Here is a 16,947-nt window from a genome sequence, read left to right on the forward strand (position 1 = left end):
TATGAAAAAATCCTTGACCCAAAAACGATTATACTACCAGATTGTGTCCAAGTCAATGCAACAACTCTTCCTGGCCATCCTGTTTTCCGGTCTCGTTATCGGCGCTCCGGTGATCGGCCAGAATATTCTGGACAAGAAAATTAGTTTCCGGGCCGAGGATATCAGCCTGGAAACCGCGCTGAAACAACTCGAAGCCGCCGAAAAAGTCAAGTTTTCTTACAATTCCAGGACCATTCCGTTAAAAAAGAAGGTTCAGGTGAATCTGAAAAACGAACCGTTCTCGGTGGTATTGAACCATTTGCTGACGCCGCTCGATATCAGCTACAAAGAAGTAGGAAGCCAGATCGTGCTCATTAAAACGGAGCGGAATGCTTCGGAAGTGACCGTTCCAGCCGAACCGGCAGTAACCGACGACAGCCGCCGCAATGCCGACCGGACTATCTCGGGCATTGTCCGCGACGAATCCGGCGAGGCGCTGCCGGGGGTAAGTATTATCGCAAAAGGTTCGCAGCGGGGTACGATCAGTGATATTGAGGGTAAATTTTCAATGGATATTCCCGACGGTTCTGCCGTTCTCGTTTTTTCTTTTGTGGGGTATTTAAATCAGGAAATCAATATCAGCAACCAATCCACGCTGGAAGTAAAGTTGCTTACGGACACCAAATCTCTGGAAGAAGTAGTGGTGGTAGGATATGGTACTGTCAAGAAAAGCGACCTGACCGGGGCTGTTTCCGAAGTGAGCGCCAAAGCGATCAAGGACTTACCGGTTGCTTCCATTGATCAGAAGCTGGTGGGGCAGGTTGCCGGGGTTCAGATCCAGCAGGTATCAGGTGCGCCGGGCGCAGGTACCTCTGTGAAAATACGCGGAAGCGGTTCGCTGGGTGCGGGAAATGAGCCTTTGTACGTGATCGACGGAATGCCCTATTCATCGGGACTCAACCAGAACATCAACCCCCTTACCTTCATTAACCCGAATGATATTGACAAAATAACCATCCTGAAAGACGCATCTTCCACGGCGATTTACGGGTCGCGCGGGGCGAATGGCGTAATTATGATCACCACCAAAAACCCCGGAAAAAATACCAGCCAGGTCAACTTCTCTTCCTATGCAGGTTTGCAAAGCGTGCCGCAAAGAGGCCGCCCCGAAATGCTGAATGCAAGAGAATTCGCCGAATACCAGCGCGACCGGATCAATTACGTGGTGCGTACCAGAGAAAAAAGGGCGGCGACCATTGAAGATTATCCCGAAGCCTACCGCGACCTCGACAAGCTCAATAATACCGGCACCAACTGGTACGACCTGATCCTGCAAACTGCATTCATCCAGGACCACAACTTCGATATTCAAAAAGGAATGGAGAAGTCGAGGCTCAACTTTGGATTCGGTTATTTCAGTCAGGAAGGAACGATCAAACATACGGGTATCAAACGCTATTCGGCCAATTTCGGCTTCCAGAGCGAAATCCTGAAAAATGTCACTTTGCAGGCAAGTGTAAGGCCCACATTTATCGACCAGAACAGAGCGCAGACCGGAGCGGGAAGGGATCCTGACGTAACCGGGATTTCGCTCTGGGCCAATCCGGTAATGACGCCGTACGACGAGCAGGGGAACATTAAGCCTTACATTACCACGCCCGCAAGCATTTATAACAGTACATGGAGTTTTGCCAATCCATTGTATATTCTGGAACAAAGCAAACGCAACTATCAGGAACTTCGTAACCTGGGAAATGCGGCGCTGGAATGGGCTCCGATCGAGAATCTGAAACTGCGTAGCGCGATCAGTACCGTTGTTTCTGTCTCTCAATACAAGCAATATCTTCCAAGCACGATCGGAGGCTCCAACAACCCGCCGGCTCCGGGCCGCGGCGCTTCAAACCGGTCGTTTGGGAATAGCTTTAACTGGCTGATCGAGAACACAGCTTCCTATTCCAAAACACTCGAAAACCATAATCTGAGCATTCTGGCGGGATATACTACGCAAAAATCAAAAGGTAACGGCGTCAATCTGAATGCAGGTCCGTACGCGAATGATCTGATCGAGACGATCAATGCGGCGCCGGGCATAACAGGCTGGGGCGAATCGGTCGATACATGGAGTATGATCTCCTATCTCGGCCGCCTGAACTATTCCTATAAAGATCGCTACCTGTTCACGGCCACTTTGCGCAGTGACGGTTCCTCGCGGTTTGGTACCAGCAACCGTTTCGCATTGTTCCCCTCCGCGGCAATAGCCTGGAAGCTTTCTGATGAGGAATTTATCAAAGCAATTCCGGCAATTGACCACCTGAAACTGCGCGCCAGCTATGGAAAAAGCGGAAACAACAATATTGGTAACTACTCGCATTTGTCGAATGTGAATATGGGCCAGTATGTGTTTAACAACAATACGGTTTCCGCCGCCACCGTCAGTCTGTTCAATCCTTTTCTGGGCTGGGAAGAATCCGAACAGTTCGATCTGGGACTTGAAACTGCATTGTTCAAGGGAAAACTTTCCGTCACCGCCGATCTGTATCACCGGAAAAGCGTCAATATGCTGCTGAACGACGTGATTCCGGCGATTACCGGTTTTAACAATCAGTTGGTAAACAAAGGAAGTGTCCGCAACCGCGGGCTGGAACTGGGTATCGACGCCACGCCCGTTTCGGGACAATTGACCTGGGATATTAATTTCAATGTCGCATTTAACCGCAATAAAATCCTGGCTACCAACGAAAACGGCGACCGCATTCTGTCCGGCAGCATGGACTCCCGGCCTACCAACGTTTCGATCGTGGGTAAGCCGATCGGGCAGTTTTATGGATTTGTGCTGGAAGGTGTTTATTCTCAGGCTGATATAGACAATCCAGCCGTAGCCAAATATCCCGGCGCGACGGCAGGATACCCGAGATACCGCGACCTGAATGGTGACGGAACTGTGAATGAGATGATCGATTACCAGGATCTGGGCAGTCCGCATCCAGACTTCATTTACGGACTTTCCAACAGAGTAAACTACAAGAATTTCGACCTGGCTGTAAATGTGAACGGGCAATATGGCGGGTACGTAATGAACGGAATGCGCCAGACTACCGACAACCTGCAAGGCTTTTTCAATATCGGAAAAGAATGGGTGAACCGGTGGAGAAGCGATGAAAATCCGGGCGACGGTATCCACGCGTTCGGGCCGAATTCGGTGCACCGGGTGAATGACAAGATCTGGCTGGAAGACGCTTCCTACCTGCGGATTACGAATATGACGCTGGGCTACACTATTCCCTCGGATGTGTTTGGTCAAAAGCGCTATTACCGTAACCTCCGGGTGTACATGAGTGTGCAGAACCTCGCCACTTTTACCAAGTACACCGGGGCAAACCCGGAGGGACAGGCTTCCAATATGGACAATACCCTCGTGCCGGGTTACGATATGGGTAGCTACCCTATCCCGCGCACTGTGACCGCCGGCATTAACATTCAGTTTTAGTACTTTTAAAACAGCAGATCATGAAGAAAATCATATTAGCAGGACTGGTATTGAGCCTATATTCCTGCTCGGGAGATTTCCTGAACATATATCCTGAAACCAGCCTCAATGAAGGCAATTTTTATAGTTCGGATGAAGAAATAATCACTTTGGTAAATGGTTGCTACACCTCGCTGAGAGATATCGAAAAGCGCACCCACTGGGTTATTTCCGAGCTGAAATCTGACGTTCTGGATCAGCAAACGAGCAGTGTAGCCGGCGATTTCACGACCGACCGGATGGACGCGGTCATAGCCGGCTCGGACAATCTCGCGCTCGACGATTTCTGGAATTTTTCGTACAAAGGCATTTATAACTGCAATAAAGCTATTTCTGTGCTTGAAGGCGGCTCGCATGTTTGGAGCAACCCGGCTTTGAAAAGCCGCTCTTCGGGTGAAGTGTACTTCCTGCGCGCTTTGTATTACTTTAACCTCGTTCGCCAATTTGGCGACGTACCGGTTGTCACTGAGCCCGTTACAGGTTTGGAGGCGGTGAATATCAAACGATCTCCCGTGGCAGATATTTACGCGCTGATCACGGAAGACCTGACAAAAGCGCAAACGCACCTGGAAGCTGCGACGACCGTGGAAGAAAACGGACGCGTCAATTACGGCGCGTCGCTGGGACTTTTAGGAAAGGTATATTTGACCACAAAAAATTACCCGGCTGCCGAGGTTATGCTCAAAAAGGTGATTGATCTGGGAAAATTTAGCTTGCTGCCTGACTATAAAAATGTATTTGATCCGGCAAATAAGGATTACAAGGAAACCCTCTTTTCAGTCCAGTACTCCGAAGCGGCGGCGGCTTTATCCAACCAGTTTATCTTCTTCAATGCACCTTATACTTCCAAAGGCGAAGTGACGAACCGGCCGAATATCGCACTTTCGCTGGCCGGGAATATGCGCCCGAGTCAGGATCTGATCAAGTCTTTCGAGGTGGGCGATAAGCGTAAAAGTGTGTCTATTGCTTACTGGCGCGGCCCGGATTGGAATGGTATCGTGGCTGATCTCCCCTATTGCGCGAAATACAAAGCACCACAAACCGCGGCACTCAACTGGGCTGGTGACAATTTTCCGGTATTGCGTTATTCGGATATTCTGCTGATGTACGCCGAAGTTTTGAATAACCTCAACCGCACCGCCGAGGCGATTCCATTCGTGAATCAGGTGCGGGAAAGGGCCGGACTGAAACCTGCTGCCGGCCTGGCCAAAACGCAGCTCGATATGCTGATCGAAAAGGAAAGAATGCTCGAATTTTGCTTCGAGAATCAGCGCTGGTATGATCTGGTTCGCAGAGGTCGCGCGCTGGAAGTAATGCGTGCACATGGTAAGCAAGCGCCTGACGCACAGGTACTCGCTGCGATCCCGAGCGAGCAGATCCTGATCAATAAACTCAACCAGAATACGGGCTATTAATTTTTTGGTAATGATAAAAATACATCGTGAAATGTTGCAAAAACTGAAATGGCGCACAAGCCTGTTGTTCCTGTTTTTAGGTTTAATAATGCAAGAACAGGCAATAGCTCAGGCAGCCAAAACTGCTTCCAAACATCCCAATGTCGTTTTTATCATTGCAGATAGTCACCGTGGGGAGGCCCTGGGCATTAATGGTCACCCGTTTGTCCAGACCCCGCACCTGGACCAGCTTGCAAAAGGCGGGATCCGGTTTACGAATGCGTATGTGACAACGGCGATCTGCGCCGTGAGCCGGGCGAGTATCCTGAGCGGACAACATCGCGCGCGCCACAAGATCAACGATTTCACCACGGGCTTTTCGGATGAGGCAATGCGGAATACATACCCGATGGTATTGAAAAAAGCGGGTTATAAAACGGCGCAGATCGGTTTTCTGGGAGTCGGCAAAACGCCACCGACCCAGTACTTCGACCATTGGGACGCGCAGATTCCGTGGATGACCAAAGACGGTTTGCACCAGACGGATAATATCGCTAAAAAGGCGCTAGAATACCTCGACAAGCAGAAATCGGATCAGCCGTTTTGCCTTGCATTATCTTTCACGGCAGCACACGAAGTCGACGGACAGAATGGAAATCCGGCCACTTATATGGTTCAGGAGCGATATAAGGGTTTGTATAAAGATTTGAAAATGCCCGTACCGGCCACTGCTGCGCCCGAATATTGGAACAGCTTTCCAGATTTTTTCAGAACAAACCAGAATATAGGTCGCGGCCGGTGGATCGGTCTGTTCTCTACGCCCGAGCTGTTTCAGGAGAATGTGAAGAATTATTACCGGCTGCTTACCGGTGTGGATGAGGCTGTGGGAAAAGTGATCGCGAAGCTGCGGGAATCGGGAATGGACGAAAATACGATCGTGGTATATACCAGCGACCACGGCTTTTCGCTGGGTGAGCATGGGATGATGGGCAAATGGTATGGATTTGAAAAAGGCATTCACGTGCCGCTGATCATCAATGATTTACGATCTGATTCGAAACTGCGGAATGTAAAAGCGGAGCAGCTGGTTCTGAATATCGATATCGCGCCTACTATCCTGAATATGGCCGGCGTGCCCGTTCCGGATGTCATGCAGGGTGTAAACCTGTTGGATCTGATCCAGAAGAAACAACCCGGAAGGAAACACTTTTTCTATGAACATACGGTGTTTGCGAGTCCGATGCTGCCGAAAGTGGAGGGATTAATATCGCCCGATTTCAAGTATTTTAACTATACTGAGCACAATTTCGAGTCTCTTTACGATACCAGAAAAGATCCCGAAGAAAAGAAAGATGTGGCGCGGGAAAAACGCTATCAGAAAAAACTGGCGGCCGTTAAGGCTTTATATAAAAAGGAAAAAATAGCGATCCGGTAACGCGCGAAACAATATGAACAAACTGACAATTCTCGGTTTTCTCTTCCTATCCTTCCTATTGGGAAAACCGGCAGCCGCACAAAGTCCGAATATCATTTTCCTCCTCACCGACGACCACCGGGCCGACGCGCTGGGTGTTACGGGTAATAAATACATTCAAACGCCTAATCTTGATCAGCTCGCTAACCGGGGAATACGTTTCAAAAATGCGTACGTAACTACCTCCATTTGCTCGGTCAGCCGGGCCAGCATATTGAGCGGACAATATATGTCGCGCCATAAAATCGATGATTTCGCACAGGATTTCAGTCCGGCAGCATTGGCAAATACTTACCCGATGCTCTTAAAATCAAAGGGTTATAAAATTGGTTTTGTGGGAAAATATGGCGTCGGCGACAACCCGCCGGATCAGGAATTCGATTTTTGGGCATGTAACCGAAAAGGTCAGCCGCCTTACGAATACAAACGCGCCGACGGTTCTATTATCCATCATACCGATAGTGTAGCGAACGGAATTGATCAGTTTTTACGGAAATTCGGCACACAGTCGCCATTTTGTCTTTCAGTGAGCTTCAAAGCGCCGCACGAACTGGATGGAAGTCCGCCAACTTACCCGGTTCAGGAGCGTTTTAAGGATTTGTACAAAAATATCAGTGTGCCGCAGCCGGAAACGGCCGACCCCTCCTATTGGAATGCATTTCCTGACTTTTTCCGCACCGACAAAAACATCGCCCGCGAGCGCTGGCGACCACTTTTTTCTACCCCTGAACTGCACCAGCAAACGGTGAAAGACTATTTCCGCCTGATTACGGGAGTAGACGAAGTAGTAGGAAAACTGCGTAAACAGCTTGAAACGCTGGGAGTTGCAGATAATACGGTGATCATTTTTATGGGTGATAACGGATTTGCATTGGGCGAGCACGGACTGGAAGGAAAATGGTTTGGTTTTGAAGAATCCATTCGCGTACCAATGATCATTTACGATCCCCGAAATGGAAAATCGGGATCCGTAGAAGAGCGTATCGCATTGAATATCGACATCGCGCCCACGATCCTGAACCTTGCAAAACTGCCGGTACCTCCGCAAATGCAGGGTATCGATCTGCTGGCCAGAAAGCAGGGGAAGCGCGACGCGTTCTTTTACGAGCACACTTTTATGGGTAGTCCCCGGCTGCCGAAGATTGAGGGGGTTGTGAAAAAAGATATTAAGTACATGCAATTCACCGAGCACGGTTACGAGCAGCTTTATATCCTGAAAAATGACCCGCTTGAAAAACAAAATGTAGCTGCTGACCCGCGCTATAAGAAGGATCTGAAAAAGCTGCGCGAGCAGTACGCCGCACTGAAAGAACAGGCGAAGTAGCCGTAAAAAGCTGTGCTGATATTCAGAGATCGTCGGTAAAATGCCGTTTCGTCTTTTCGTTTTCAAACTTCCGCGCATTGTAATCGGTGGACCTGTTTCTGGCAATGGAAAGACTTTCCCAGTTCGAGCCGGCTGCCATTTTTGCTATCATTACAATCTGTCCGATGTGATAGGGATAATGCGCCAATTGCCGGTTAATCGCCTCTGTTACAGTATGCCCGTCGTTTCTGATATAGACGATCTTGTCCAGTTCTTCGTCGGTAAGATTGCGCAACGTATCAAGCAAACAGCTCCACCCTTTTTCCCAATAGGCCAGCAGTTCCGCCCGGTCTGAGAAACCGTTTTCGAACTCCTCGTCACGGTTTCGCCAGGGCTTTTCGCCGTCGGTCGTCAGAAAATCTGTAAACCGCGACAGCATATTGCCTGCTATGTGCCTGACGATGACTGCAATGCTATTACTCTCTTCATTATACTGCCAGAAAAGCGTTTCGTCAGTTACCTGCGCAATCGCTTTTTCACCGAGCATTTTATAATATTCAAACTGCCTGATCGCACTTGTGAGGTAGGTCGCCGCCATTTTTTTAGGTTTGTTTAATGTGTTTGATTTGTCTGGATCTAATATGTCAAGATCGGAACAATTTTGAAAGCCGCCGCCGGTTGCTTCGGAAAGGAATGCTAAAAGTCCAGGGAGCTTTTCCAATCAAGATCTGGAACAATTGTTGGATAGAAAAGTAAAGATTTAAAATAAAACAGCATTGATTGACCAAACAAACAACCCGGCAAACGGAGCTGACAAAAAACCACTGGTAGCGACGCTGGTGATCTCGCCTGATGCCCAAACCTATTTCAACGAGCTGCGCCGGCAAAATTTCCCGCCCGAGCGCAACTATCTCGAAGCACACCTGACACTTTTTCACGCATTACCAGACGAGCCGCGCATCTTTGAAGATCTGGAAAAATTCGCAAAAGAACTGCACCCATTTGAAGTTACCGCCCAAAACATCGTGTCGCTGGGCAACGGTACAGCTTTCAAAATAATCTCGGCAGAGCTACCCGCGCTGCACAAAACACTGCAAAATCGCTGGTCTGACGTGCTGACGAACCAGGACCGGCAGAAGCGCAATTTCCACATTACGATACAAAACAAAGTGGATTCTGCGGTAGCCAAAAATTTGCAGGCCGAGCTTACACCAACTTTTCATCCTTTCAGCTTCGAAGTGACCGGCATTCATTTGTGGCGCTACGAAGGCGGCCCGTGGACTTATTTGAATACGGTTTTATTTGAAGGGTAGGAAGTTTGGTCTTCTCTCACGCTAATATTTAAAAACGAAAATAAGTAGATCAAGAAATATTTTAGTCTTATATATAAAATAAAACTATATATAAACCAAAACGAATGAGGTTACAAAAAGACTTTCTCCCGCTTTTCATATTGTTGTCCATTTTTCACTCTTTCAGCGTGAATGCACAGGATAGTGATTTGGAATGGATCAATAAAATGCGCAGCCTATTACTTCGGATACAACGCAAAACGACCTTGCGTTTCTATCTGAAATATTGAAAGATAAAATGATTGTGGGGCTGGGCGAAGCTTCGCATGGGACGCAGGAGTTCTTTTTCCAGAAACGCAGGATCATTCAATATCTGGTAACCCGGGACAATTTCCGCACGATCGCATTCGAAGCTCCCGCAAATTTTATTGAGCCTCTCAACAAGTATATTCAATCTGGTGAAGGAACCCTGAAAAGTACACTGAGCTCGCTGGGACTGTATAATGCTGATGAAATATTGAGACTCTGCGATTGGCTCAGGAAATTTAACGCGTCTGCGGCCCCCGGCGAAAAGGTAAAAATGATAGGGTTTGATGACGAAACGTTCTGGGCAGACCCGCTGGGGAGGGATGAATTAATGGCTGAAAAATTTATCACATTTCAAAAATCGGATCAGCGTAAAAGTATTCTCTGGTCGCATAACCTGCACATCGCCAAGGACATGACGATGGCGGAATATAAGGCAATGGGATTTCACCTCAAAGCGCATTACGGCGGGAAATATTACGCGGTAGGTATGGATACGTACAGCGGCAGCGTGCATGTACTGAACGACGGACAGTTTGAAAGTCACGATTTTACGGCGAAGGAACACTCACTTTCGGCTCTGCTGGCCAGGGCGAAGCTTGAAGCATTCTTTGTCGATTTCAATGGCGCGCCGGCTGCATTGAAGTCAGCGAAAGATATTACCAATATCTATTCAAACTGGAAAGAACCGCAAATGCTGCCGATCGTGCCAGGTTCCGATTTCGACGCCCTCCTGTTTATCAGAAAAACCACGGCTTCCAAACCTTCTGCCGGATCGCGTTGATGGAACAGTATTTATAACTGCACCCGAATTGCTCCGGAAAGATCCACGGCAATTTTATTCATCAACCATAAAATAACATGAAAAATCTGAAAATCTGTTTGGCAGCCATGTTGCTATTTGCGGGCGGGACAATTTACGCGCAGTCAACCGCTCCGCAGGCAAAATCCAATCAAAACACTCCGCAAAATACTTCGCAGCAAAAAGCCTCGACAACGAATGCAGGCCAGTCGCGAACCGGGAATACGCGCAATGTAAAAAGCCAGGCGACAACAGGCACGCCGCCTACGCACATCAACGTAAAGGATTCAAGTGCCAGTAATCCGCAAAACGGTGGGGTGAATGCGCAACACAAAAAAGCGAGTGCCGAAAGCTCCGGTACCGGAAACCTAAAGAAGGGCGACGCAAAAAAAACGCAGCAGCCAACTACAAAAAGAGCCGGACAATAAATAATCAGGGGCCGGCCAACAATCCAGTTGCCCGGCCCCATCCTCCGTTCCTCCTTCCTCCTTCCTCCTTCCTCCCTTCCTCCCCTCCCAAGGAACAGATTTTGTTAAAAGCAATCTACAATACCTGCTCCGGCGTTATTGATGTTAAACCTCAACACAATTCATGGAAGTAGTAGCATTAAGTGCATTCAAAAGCAGGAATTACAGGTTATTTTTCGCGGGGCAGACAATTTCACTTTTGGGTACCTGGATGCAGAAAACGGCGGTTAGCTGGGTAATTTACTCGCTGACGCACTCCAAGTTCATGCTCGGTGTCAGCATTTTCGCTACACTTTTTCCGTCGGCCGTACTTACCCCTTTCGGCGGCGTCGTTTCCGATCGCTATAACCGGTACCGGGTTTTAGTAGTCACCCAGATATTGTCCATGATTCAGGCGCTGGCTCTGACGCTGGTGGTTTTCTTCGACAATTTCGCGGTGTGGGAGATCATCTCGCTCAGCGTCGTCCTCGGGCTCATCAATGCATTCGACGTGCCGGCGCGCCAGTCTCTCGTTTATGAATTGGTAGAGGACAAGAAGAATTTACCTAATGCACTGGCTCTCAATTCGTCTATGGTTAATCTCTCCAAGCTGCTTGGACCTGCGATTGCGGGTATTGCAATTGAGAGATTTGGCGAAGTGGTTTGTTTCGCAGCGAATACAATCAGTTTTGTAGCCGTGATCAGCTCCCTGCTTTTGATCCGGTTACCGAAATTTCAACCCATTAAACACACTAAAAACATACTCGGCGAGCTCAAAGAAGGACTGACCTACATCCGGCAGACGCCCGACATCCGATACATTATCATCATGCTCGCGCTGGTCAGCTTACTGTTACTGCCTTTCACCAGCCTGATGCCCATTTACGCAAAAGACGTTTTTCGGGGCACCGCTTCTACATTCGGACTGCTCGACAGCGCCATCGGTTTCGGTGCATTGACCGGCGCAATTTTCCTCGCCACATTAAAACCGGGAACCAACCTGAGCCGCATTCTCGCTATTAACACATTCGTTTTCGGTACCGGTCTGATCCTGTTTTCGTATACCACTTTGTACCCGCTTGCCCTCGCATTCATTGCCGTCGGTGCATTCGGGATGATGTCGCAAACCACGATCAGTAACACGATGATCCAGACGATGGTCACTCCTGCGATGCGTGGTCGGGTGATCAGTATTTTCGTAATGGCCTATTCGGGCGGCGTGCCGATAGGAAGCCTGATCGTGAGCTATTTATCTCAGCATATCGGCGTGCAGGCGACAGTGTTCGGACAAGGTATTTTGGCATTGCTGATCGGTATCATGCACGTGCGCTATCTCAAAAAGAAGAAAGCGAAACAGCCCATTACGATTTCTCCAAAGATCAACGAAGAGATCCCCCAGGTTTGAGATTGTATTAGCCTGAAAGCCAAAATACTGTTCGCAGCCGGACTTAATTCTGTCCGCATTCGGACATTTTAGGAAATCAAAAAACGCTTCAAAACACACCAGAGGCCATTTTCTGCTTAGGTAAGGTATTTGTCAGACATTTACATAACTAATACCGCAGACATGAAAGGTACTTACCTGGGAGAGTTTGAAGAAGTGGTTTTACTTGCCGTCGCAATACGTATCGGGGACGCGTACGGAGCGGCTGTGGTAGATGAAATCGAGCAGCAGCTCGGCCGCCCGGTCAACCTGGGCGCAGTACATACTGCATTGCACCGGCTGGAAGAAAAAAGCCTCGTCAAATCTGAAATGGGCGGAGTTACCTCCGAGCGCGGCGGCCGCCGTAAGCGCTTATATAATGTAACCGCCACCGGGCGACGGGCGCTGGAAGAAACCAGGCAGCTGCGTAATCAGATGTGGGACAACATTCCTAAAATAGCCTGGTCATGAAACAACCTCAACCGCCCCGCTGGGCCACCCTGCTCCTACGCTGGCTCTGCGCCGCCCATCTGCTCGACGAACTCGAAGGCGACCTGCACGAGCTGTTTCAAAAACGGGTAAAGTCGGAAGGATTACGACAGGCGAAATGGAGATATATCTGCGACACACTCAGCCTTTTGCATCCTGTGTTAATGAAATCAAAACCAAACCCATACCCTAAACCCAACCGTACCGATATGTTACAGAACTACCTCAAAATCGCCTGGCGTAACCTTGCCAAAAACGTTGCTTTTTCAGCGATCAATATCGTCGGTCTGTCCATCGGCATGACCACCGCGATCCTGATCGGCTTGTGGATGTGGGACGAATTGTCATTCAACAAATACCACCAAAATTATAATCGCATTGCGCGGGTGATGCAGCACCAAAGCTACAACGGAACTACGAGCACCACGCCCGCGACGCCGCTGCCGATGCGGGCGGCGCTGCAAAGTGAATATGCCGGTGATTTCAGCCGCATTTCCCTGTCGTCGTGGACGGAAAACCGCATTCTTTCAGCTGGTAATAATAAACTGATCAAAAAAGGTAATTGTGTGGAAGCCGATTTTCCATTGATGATGTCCGTCAGCATGCTCGAAGGTTCGGCAATGAGCCTGAACAATCCTACTTCTATATTACTGTCGAAATCCGTCGCAAAAGCCCTTTTTGGCAGTGATAACGCGCTGAATAAGACCGTCAAAGTCGATAACAAAAATCATTTTAAGGTTACAGGTATTTTTGAAGACCTGCCGCATACGACTGAATTCCGCGACGTCACTTTTCTCCTGCCCTGGAAATTTTTTGTGGAAGAAGAACCCTGGGTAAAACGGTCGGAAACCAACTGGGGAAACAATTCATTCCTGCTTTTCGTCCAGATCGCCCCAAAAACGACTTTTGAGCAGGTAACGTCCAAAATTGAAGGTATCAAAGCGAGGCATGCGAAAGAGGAAGCGAGATTTAGCCCGAGGGCATTTTTGCACCCGATGAGCCGCTGGCACTTGTATTCGGAGTGGGAAAACGGTGTGCTGGTGCGCGGGCGGATCCAGTTTGTTTGGCTTTTTGGCATTATCGGAGGATTTGTACTGCTCCTCGCCTGCATTAATTTCATGAACCTTTCCACTGCCCGGTCGCAGAAACGCGCGAAAGAAGTGGGGATCCGCAAGGCGGTCGGTTCGGTACGCACCCAGCTGGTCGCCCAGTTTTTCAGCGAATCCATATTGATGGCAACCCTTGCTTTTGTGGTAGCATTAATACTGGTGCAGCTGTTTTTACCGTGGTTTAATCAGATTTCGGACAAACAAATCGCATTTCCCTGGGGTAATTTGCAAAGCTGGATATTCGCATTAGGATTTACGCTGATAACGGGCTTGCTGGCAGGCAGTTACCCCGCATTGTATCTATCTCGCTTTAAGCCGGTAAAAGTACTAAGAGGCACTTTTATTGTCGGCCGATTTTCGGCATTGCCGCGTCAGGTATTGGTTGTGGTTCAATTTACGGTTTCCATCACGCTCGTGATCGGCACGCTCATTGTTCTGCGCCAGATCCAGCACGCGCGCGACCGGCCGGTAGGATTCGACAGATCGGGGCTACTTTCGGTCCCTATGACCACGGCCGACCTGCGCAGCCACGATCAGGCACTCCGCAGCGACCTGCTGCAAACGGGCGCGGCTGTAAATATGGCCGAATCTTCCAGCCCGACGGCGGAGGTCTGGAGTAGCGACGCCAGTTTCAGCTGGCCGGGCAAAGATCCTGACCAGCTCGGCGATTTCGGGACGGTGGGTGTCACGCACGAATATGGACAAACGGTTGGCTGGCAGTTCAGGCAGGGCCGCGACTTTTCCCGCCAGTTCTCCGGCGACAAACTGGGTATCGTCCTCAATGAAAGTGCTGTCAAATTTATGGGATTGAAATCGCCGGTAGGGACAAATATCACTTGGAACAGTGAACAATATACGGTGCTCGGGGTAATCCGTGACGTGGTGACCGGCTCACCTTTCATGCCTATTCAACCGACTATTTATATGCTAAAAGAAGAGTGGGCCGCTTTTATTCACATCCGGCTCAACCTAAGCTTTACCGCCCGGCAGGCGCTGGCGAAGCTTGAACCCGTTTTTAAGAAATACAACCCTGGCAGTCCTTTTGAATATAAGTTTGCCAGCGACGAGTACGATCAAAAGTTTAAAGCCGAGGAACAGATCGGACAACTTTCCAGCGTATTTGCCGGATTGGCGATATTCATCAGCTCCCTCGGACTCTTCGGCCTGGCTTCGTTCTTTGCCGAGCAGCGTCAAAAAGAGATCGGAATCCGCAAAGTGCTCGGCGCCTCGGTGGCGAATTTGTGGCAAATGCTTTCGAAGGATTTTGTGATATTGGTTGTGATTGCGAGCATATTGGCGATCCCGATTGCTTACTATTTCATGCACGACTGGTTGCAGCACTACACCTATCAGACGACGCTTTCGTGGTGGATCTTCGCTGCCGCCATGCTCGGCGCGCTGGCGATTACCCTGGTCACGGTTAGTTTCCAGGCCATAAAAGCCGCCTTGCTGAATCCGGTAAAAAGCCTGCGGAACGAATAGCTTTTTGGTAATATCAAATTCAATATCAACACAACCAGGTTCACAGCGACGCGCGCAGCATTCACATTTCGGCCGTATCAATTGCGTAAAATCAGTTCTTTTGCTATCCTAAATCCGATTCCATGAGATCCTGGTTTTATCAATACTGCGAAAGTCCACTTTTTTATGCAGGGAATTCGTCCTGACAATGCAGTCGAATATGAATTTCAGGTTTCAGAATTTCCGGGCAAAAAAGTTGTAGCTCCCTGGAATAGAATCAGTTCATTCACTGATTCTATTCAAATCCGGGCATCGGGCTTTCCGAAAATGGCCTACCTGGGCGGGTATCGGGCTGCTCTGGGGGCGGCGCTGATCGTGGATGTACGTGAGGTGAAACGCAGCCGGATCATATCTACTGCGGTTATCGCCTGGGAACCGGTTCAGCCTGAGATCACGAGCATTTATACCTCCGCAACACTCGATCAGCTTTTTCAGCAGTTACAGGCCCCGTGGCTCGCTGACCAGCATCCTCCGGGCAGTTTTTCGTCCGGAGTAAAAATCCCGTCTTCGAACACAAACCTCGTTTTCACTTTGCAGGAAGGTGTTTTTGCAAGAAATCAAATCCAGTATGAGCTTACCCGGAATGGGAAGGTGCACACTGCCTGGCGGAATAATGCGTATGCTAATTCCTTTGTTTGGCTGAAAGACCTGCCTCACGGAGACTACAAGATCCGAATCCGCTATACCGCACAGCCTCAGCAAATTGCTGAATTATCGTTTGAGATTACCCGCGTTTGGCACGAGACGATCGCCTTTCGCTTACTGGCCGCTATTTTGTCCCTGGTGTTTGTGCTATTGCTGCTGTTATTTGTTCGTCAGCGAAGGAAAAGTCGCCGCGCGGAAATCAACAAATCCATTTTACAGCTCGAACTAAAAGCGCTCTACGCACAGCTGAACCCACATTTCGTATTCAATGCGCTCAGCTCGATCCAGGCGCTGATCAATAAGCAGGATATCCGCGCAGCCAATGCTTACCTGTCCGACTTCGCCCGGCTTACCAGGGATTCACTGGTACACAGCCAGAAAAATGAAATCGCGCTCCACGAGGAGATCCAGACGTTAGATACTTATTTAAAACTGGAAAAGCTGCGTTTCGGATTTAGTTATAACATAAAAGTGGAGCCTGGGGTGAACGAATATGAAACCAATATCCCAGCACTGCTCTTGCAGCCGCTCGTTGAAAATGCGGTAAAGCATGGAGTTGCAGGGAAGGAAGAGGCTGGACATATTGAGCTGCTGATTAACAAATCGGGCCACGACATGGTCATAATTCTGAAAGATAATGGCGAAGGTATCACGGAAAAAACGTCCGTTTCCGGACTCGGCTTAAAGCTGACCCGAGACCGGATCAGCCTATTGAACCAAATCCATCCCGGGCGGCAGATTAACCTTGCTATCCAAAACACTGTCCCGAAAGGCGCGCGTCTTACGCTTACTTTTAATCAATGGTTTGATGAAGGCACTACTGATCGACGATGAACAATCAAATCTGGACAACCTCCGGATCCTGATCGAAACTTACTGTCCGCAAGTGACTATTTACGGGACGGCATCGGACCCGCGCTCGGCTACCAGTTTGCTCTATACGCACCAGCCCGACCTCGTTTTCCTGGACGTTCAAATGCCCGGCCAAAACGGTTTTGACTGGCTGCGCAGCCTTCCAGCCTCCGATTTTGAGGTGATTTTTGTCACCGCTTATGATCAGTATGCGATCGAGGCACTGCGACTTTCCGCTATTGATTTTTTACTAAAACCTGTCGCAATAGACGAACTGCAAACGGCAGTCGAACGCGCTTCCCGGCAGCGTGCATTAAAACAGCAAAATAAAATGCTGCAAAACCTGATGCACTTTTTAAAGGACAGCACCCACCCCGACTAGCAGC

The 16,947-nt window shown here is 49.1% G+C and carries 14 protein-coding genes; 13 read left to right on the plus strand and 1 reads right to left on the minus strand.

Translation table 11 applies throughout. From position 1 onward, the window contains the following. Window position 1: 1 nt before the first annotated feature. The 4 genes from KOD92_RS01330 to KOD92_RS01345 are packed head-to-tail and all read left to right on the plus strand — an operon-like array spanning window position 2 to window position 7,697. A complete protein-coding gene (locus tag KOD92_RS01330) occupies window positions 2-3,466 on the plus strand; it encodes a TonB-dependent receptor (RefSeq protein ID WP_215231721.1) in 3,465 nt (1,154 codons plus the stop codon). A 20-nt stretch (window positions 3,467-3,486) separates the two neighbouring features. Beyond that, window positions 3,487-4,920, plus strand: a complete 1,434-nt coding sequence (locus KOD92_RS01335; RefSeq protein WP_215231722.1) for a RagB/SusD family nutrient uptake outer membrane protein — start codon at window positions 3,487-3,489, stop codon at window positions 4,918-4,920. 10 nt (window positions 4,921-4,930) lie between these two features. After that, window positions 4,931-6,334, plus strand: a complete 1,404-nt coding sequence (locus tag KOD92_RS01340) for a sulfatase-like hydrolase/transferase (RefSeq protein ID WP_215231723.1) — start codon at window positions 4,931-4,933, stop codon at window positions 6,332-6,334. Between the two features lie 13 nt (window positions 6,335-6,347). Further along, window positions 6,348-7,697, plus strand: coding sequence for a sulfatase family protein (locus tag KOD92_RS01345; RefSeq protein WP_215231724.1), 1,350 nt, complete (start codon window positions 6,348-6,350; stop codon window positions 7,695-7,697). Between the two features lie 22 nt (window positions 7,698-7,719). Here the strand turns inward: KOD92_RS01345 and KOD92_RS01350 are convergent, their stop codons facing one another. Beyond that, the gene (locus KOD92_RS01350) at window positions 7,720-8,274 is read right to left on the minus strand and encodes a DUF1572 domain-containing protein (protein ID WP_215232607.1); all 555 of its coding nucleotides are present in this window, start codon (window positions 8,272-8,274) and stop codon (window positions 7,720-7,722) included. Between the two features lie 178 nt (window positions 8,275-8,452). On the opposite strand from KOD92_RS01350, the gene KOD92_RS01355 reads away from it, so the two are divergent. The 9 genes from KOD92_RS01355 (at window position 8,453) to KOD92_RS27365 (ending at window position 16,943) form a co-directional block, all read left to right on the plus strand. Next, complete coding sequence (locus KOD92_RS01355) at window positions 8,453-8,989, plus strand: 2'-5' RNA ligase family protein (protein WP_215231725.1); 537 nt, start codon at window positions 8,453-8,455, stop codon at window positions 8,987-8,989. A 104-nt stretch (window positions 8,990-9,093) separates the two neighbouring features. Then, window positions 9,094-9,258, plus strand: coding sequence for a hypothetical protein (locus tag KOD92_RS01360; protein WP_215231726.1), 165 nt, complete (start codon window positions 9,094-9,096; stop codon window positions 9,256-9,258). Beyond that, window positions 9,255-10,058, plus strand: coding sequence for an erythromycin esterase family protein (locus KOD92_RS01365; protein WP_215231727.1), 804 nt, complete (start codon window positions 9,255-9,257; stop codon window positions 10,056-10,058). Before KOD92_RS01360 ends, KOD92_RS01365 begins: the two co-directional genes overlap by 4 nt. A gap of 77 nt (window positions 10,059-10,135) precedes the next feature. Then, complete coding sequence (locus tag KOD92_RS01370; RefSeq protein ID WP_215231728.1) at window positions 10,136-10,504, plus strand: hypothetical protein; 369 nt, start codon at window positions 10,136-10,138, stop codon at window positions 10,502-10,504. A gap of 163 nt (window positions 10,505-10,667) precedes the next feature. Beyond that, window positions 10,668-11,927, plus strand: coding sequence for an MFS transporter (locus KOD92_RS01375; protein ID WP_215231729.1), 1,260 nt, complete (start codon window positions 10,668-10,670; stop codon window positions 11,925-11,927). Window positions 11,928-12,089: 162 nt separating this feature from the next. Next, window positions 12,090-12,416 carry a PadR family transcriptional regulator gene (locus KOD92_RS01380; protein ID WP_215231730.1) on the plus strand — a complete coding sequence of 109 codons (327 nt, stop codon included), beginning with the start codon at window positions 12,090-12,092 and terminating at the stop codon, window positions 12,414-12,416. After that, window positions 12,413-15,025: an ABC transporter permease gene (locus KOD92_RS01385; RefSeq protein WP_215231731.1), complete on the plus strand. Its 2,613-nt coding sequence runs from the start codon at window positions 12,413-12,415 to the stop codon at window positions 15,023-15,025. Before KOD92_RS01380 ends, KOD92_RS01385 begins: the two co-directional genes overlap by 4 nt. Window positions 15,026-15,190: 165 nt before the next feature. Further along, the gene (locus tag KOD92_RS01390; RefSeq protein WP_215231732.1) at window positions 15,191-16,543 is read left to right on the plus strand and encodes a sensor histidine kinase; all 1,353 of its coding nucleotides are present in this window, start codon (window positions 15,191-15,193) and stop codon (window positions 16,541-16,543) included. After that, the gene (locus KOD92_RS27365; RefSeq protein WP_229254475.1) at window positions 16,518-16,943 is read left to right on the plus strand and encodes a LytR/AlgR family response regulator transcription factor; all 426 of its coding nucleotides are present in this window, start codon (window positions 16,518-16,520) and stop codon (window positions 16,941-16,943) included. Before KOD92_RS01390 ends, KOD92_RS27365 begins: the two co-directional genes overlap by 26 nt. The last annotated feature ends 4 nt before the right edge of the window (window positions 16,944-16,947 follow it).

The sequence above is a fragment of the Dyadobacter linearis genome (assembly GCF_907165045.1).
Taxonomy (GTDB): domain Bacteria; phylum Bacteroidota; class Bacteroidia; order Cytophagales; family Spirosomataceae; genus Dyadobacter; species Dyadobacter linearis.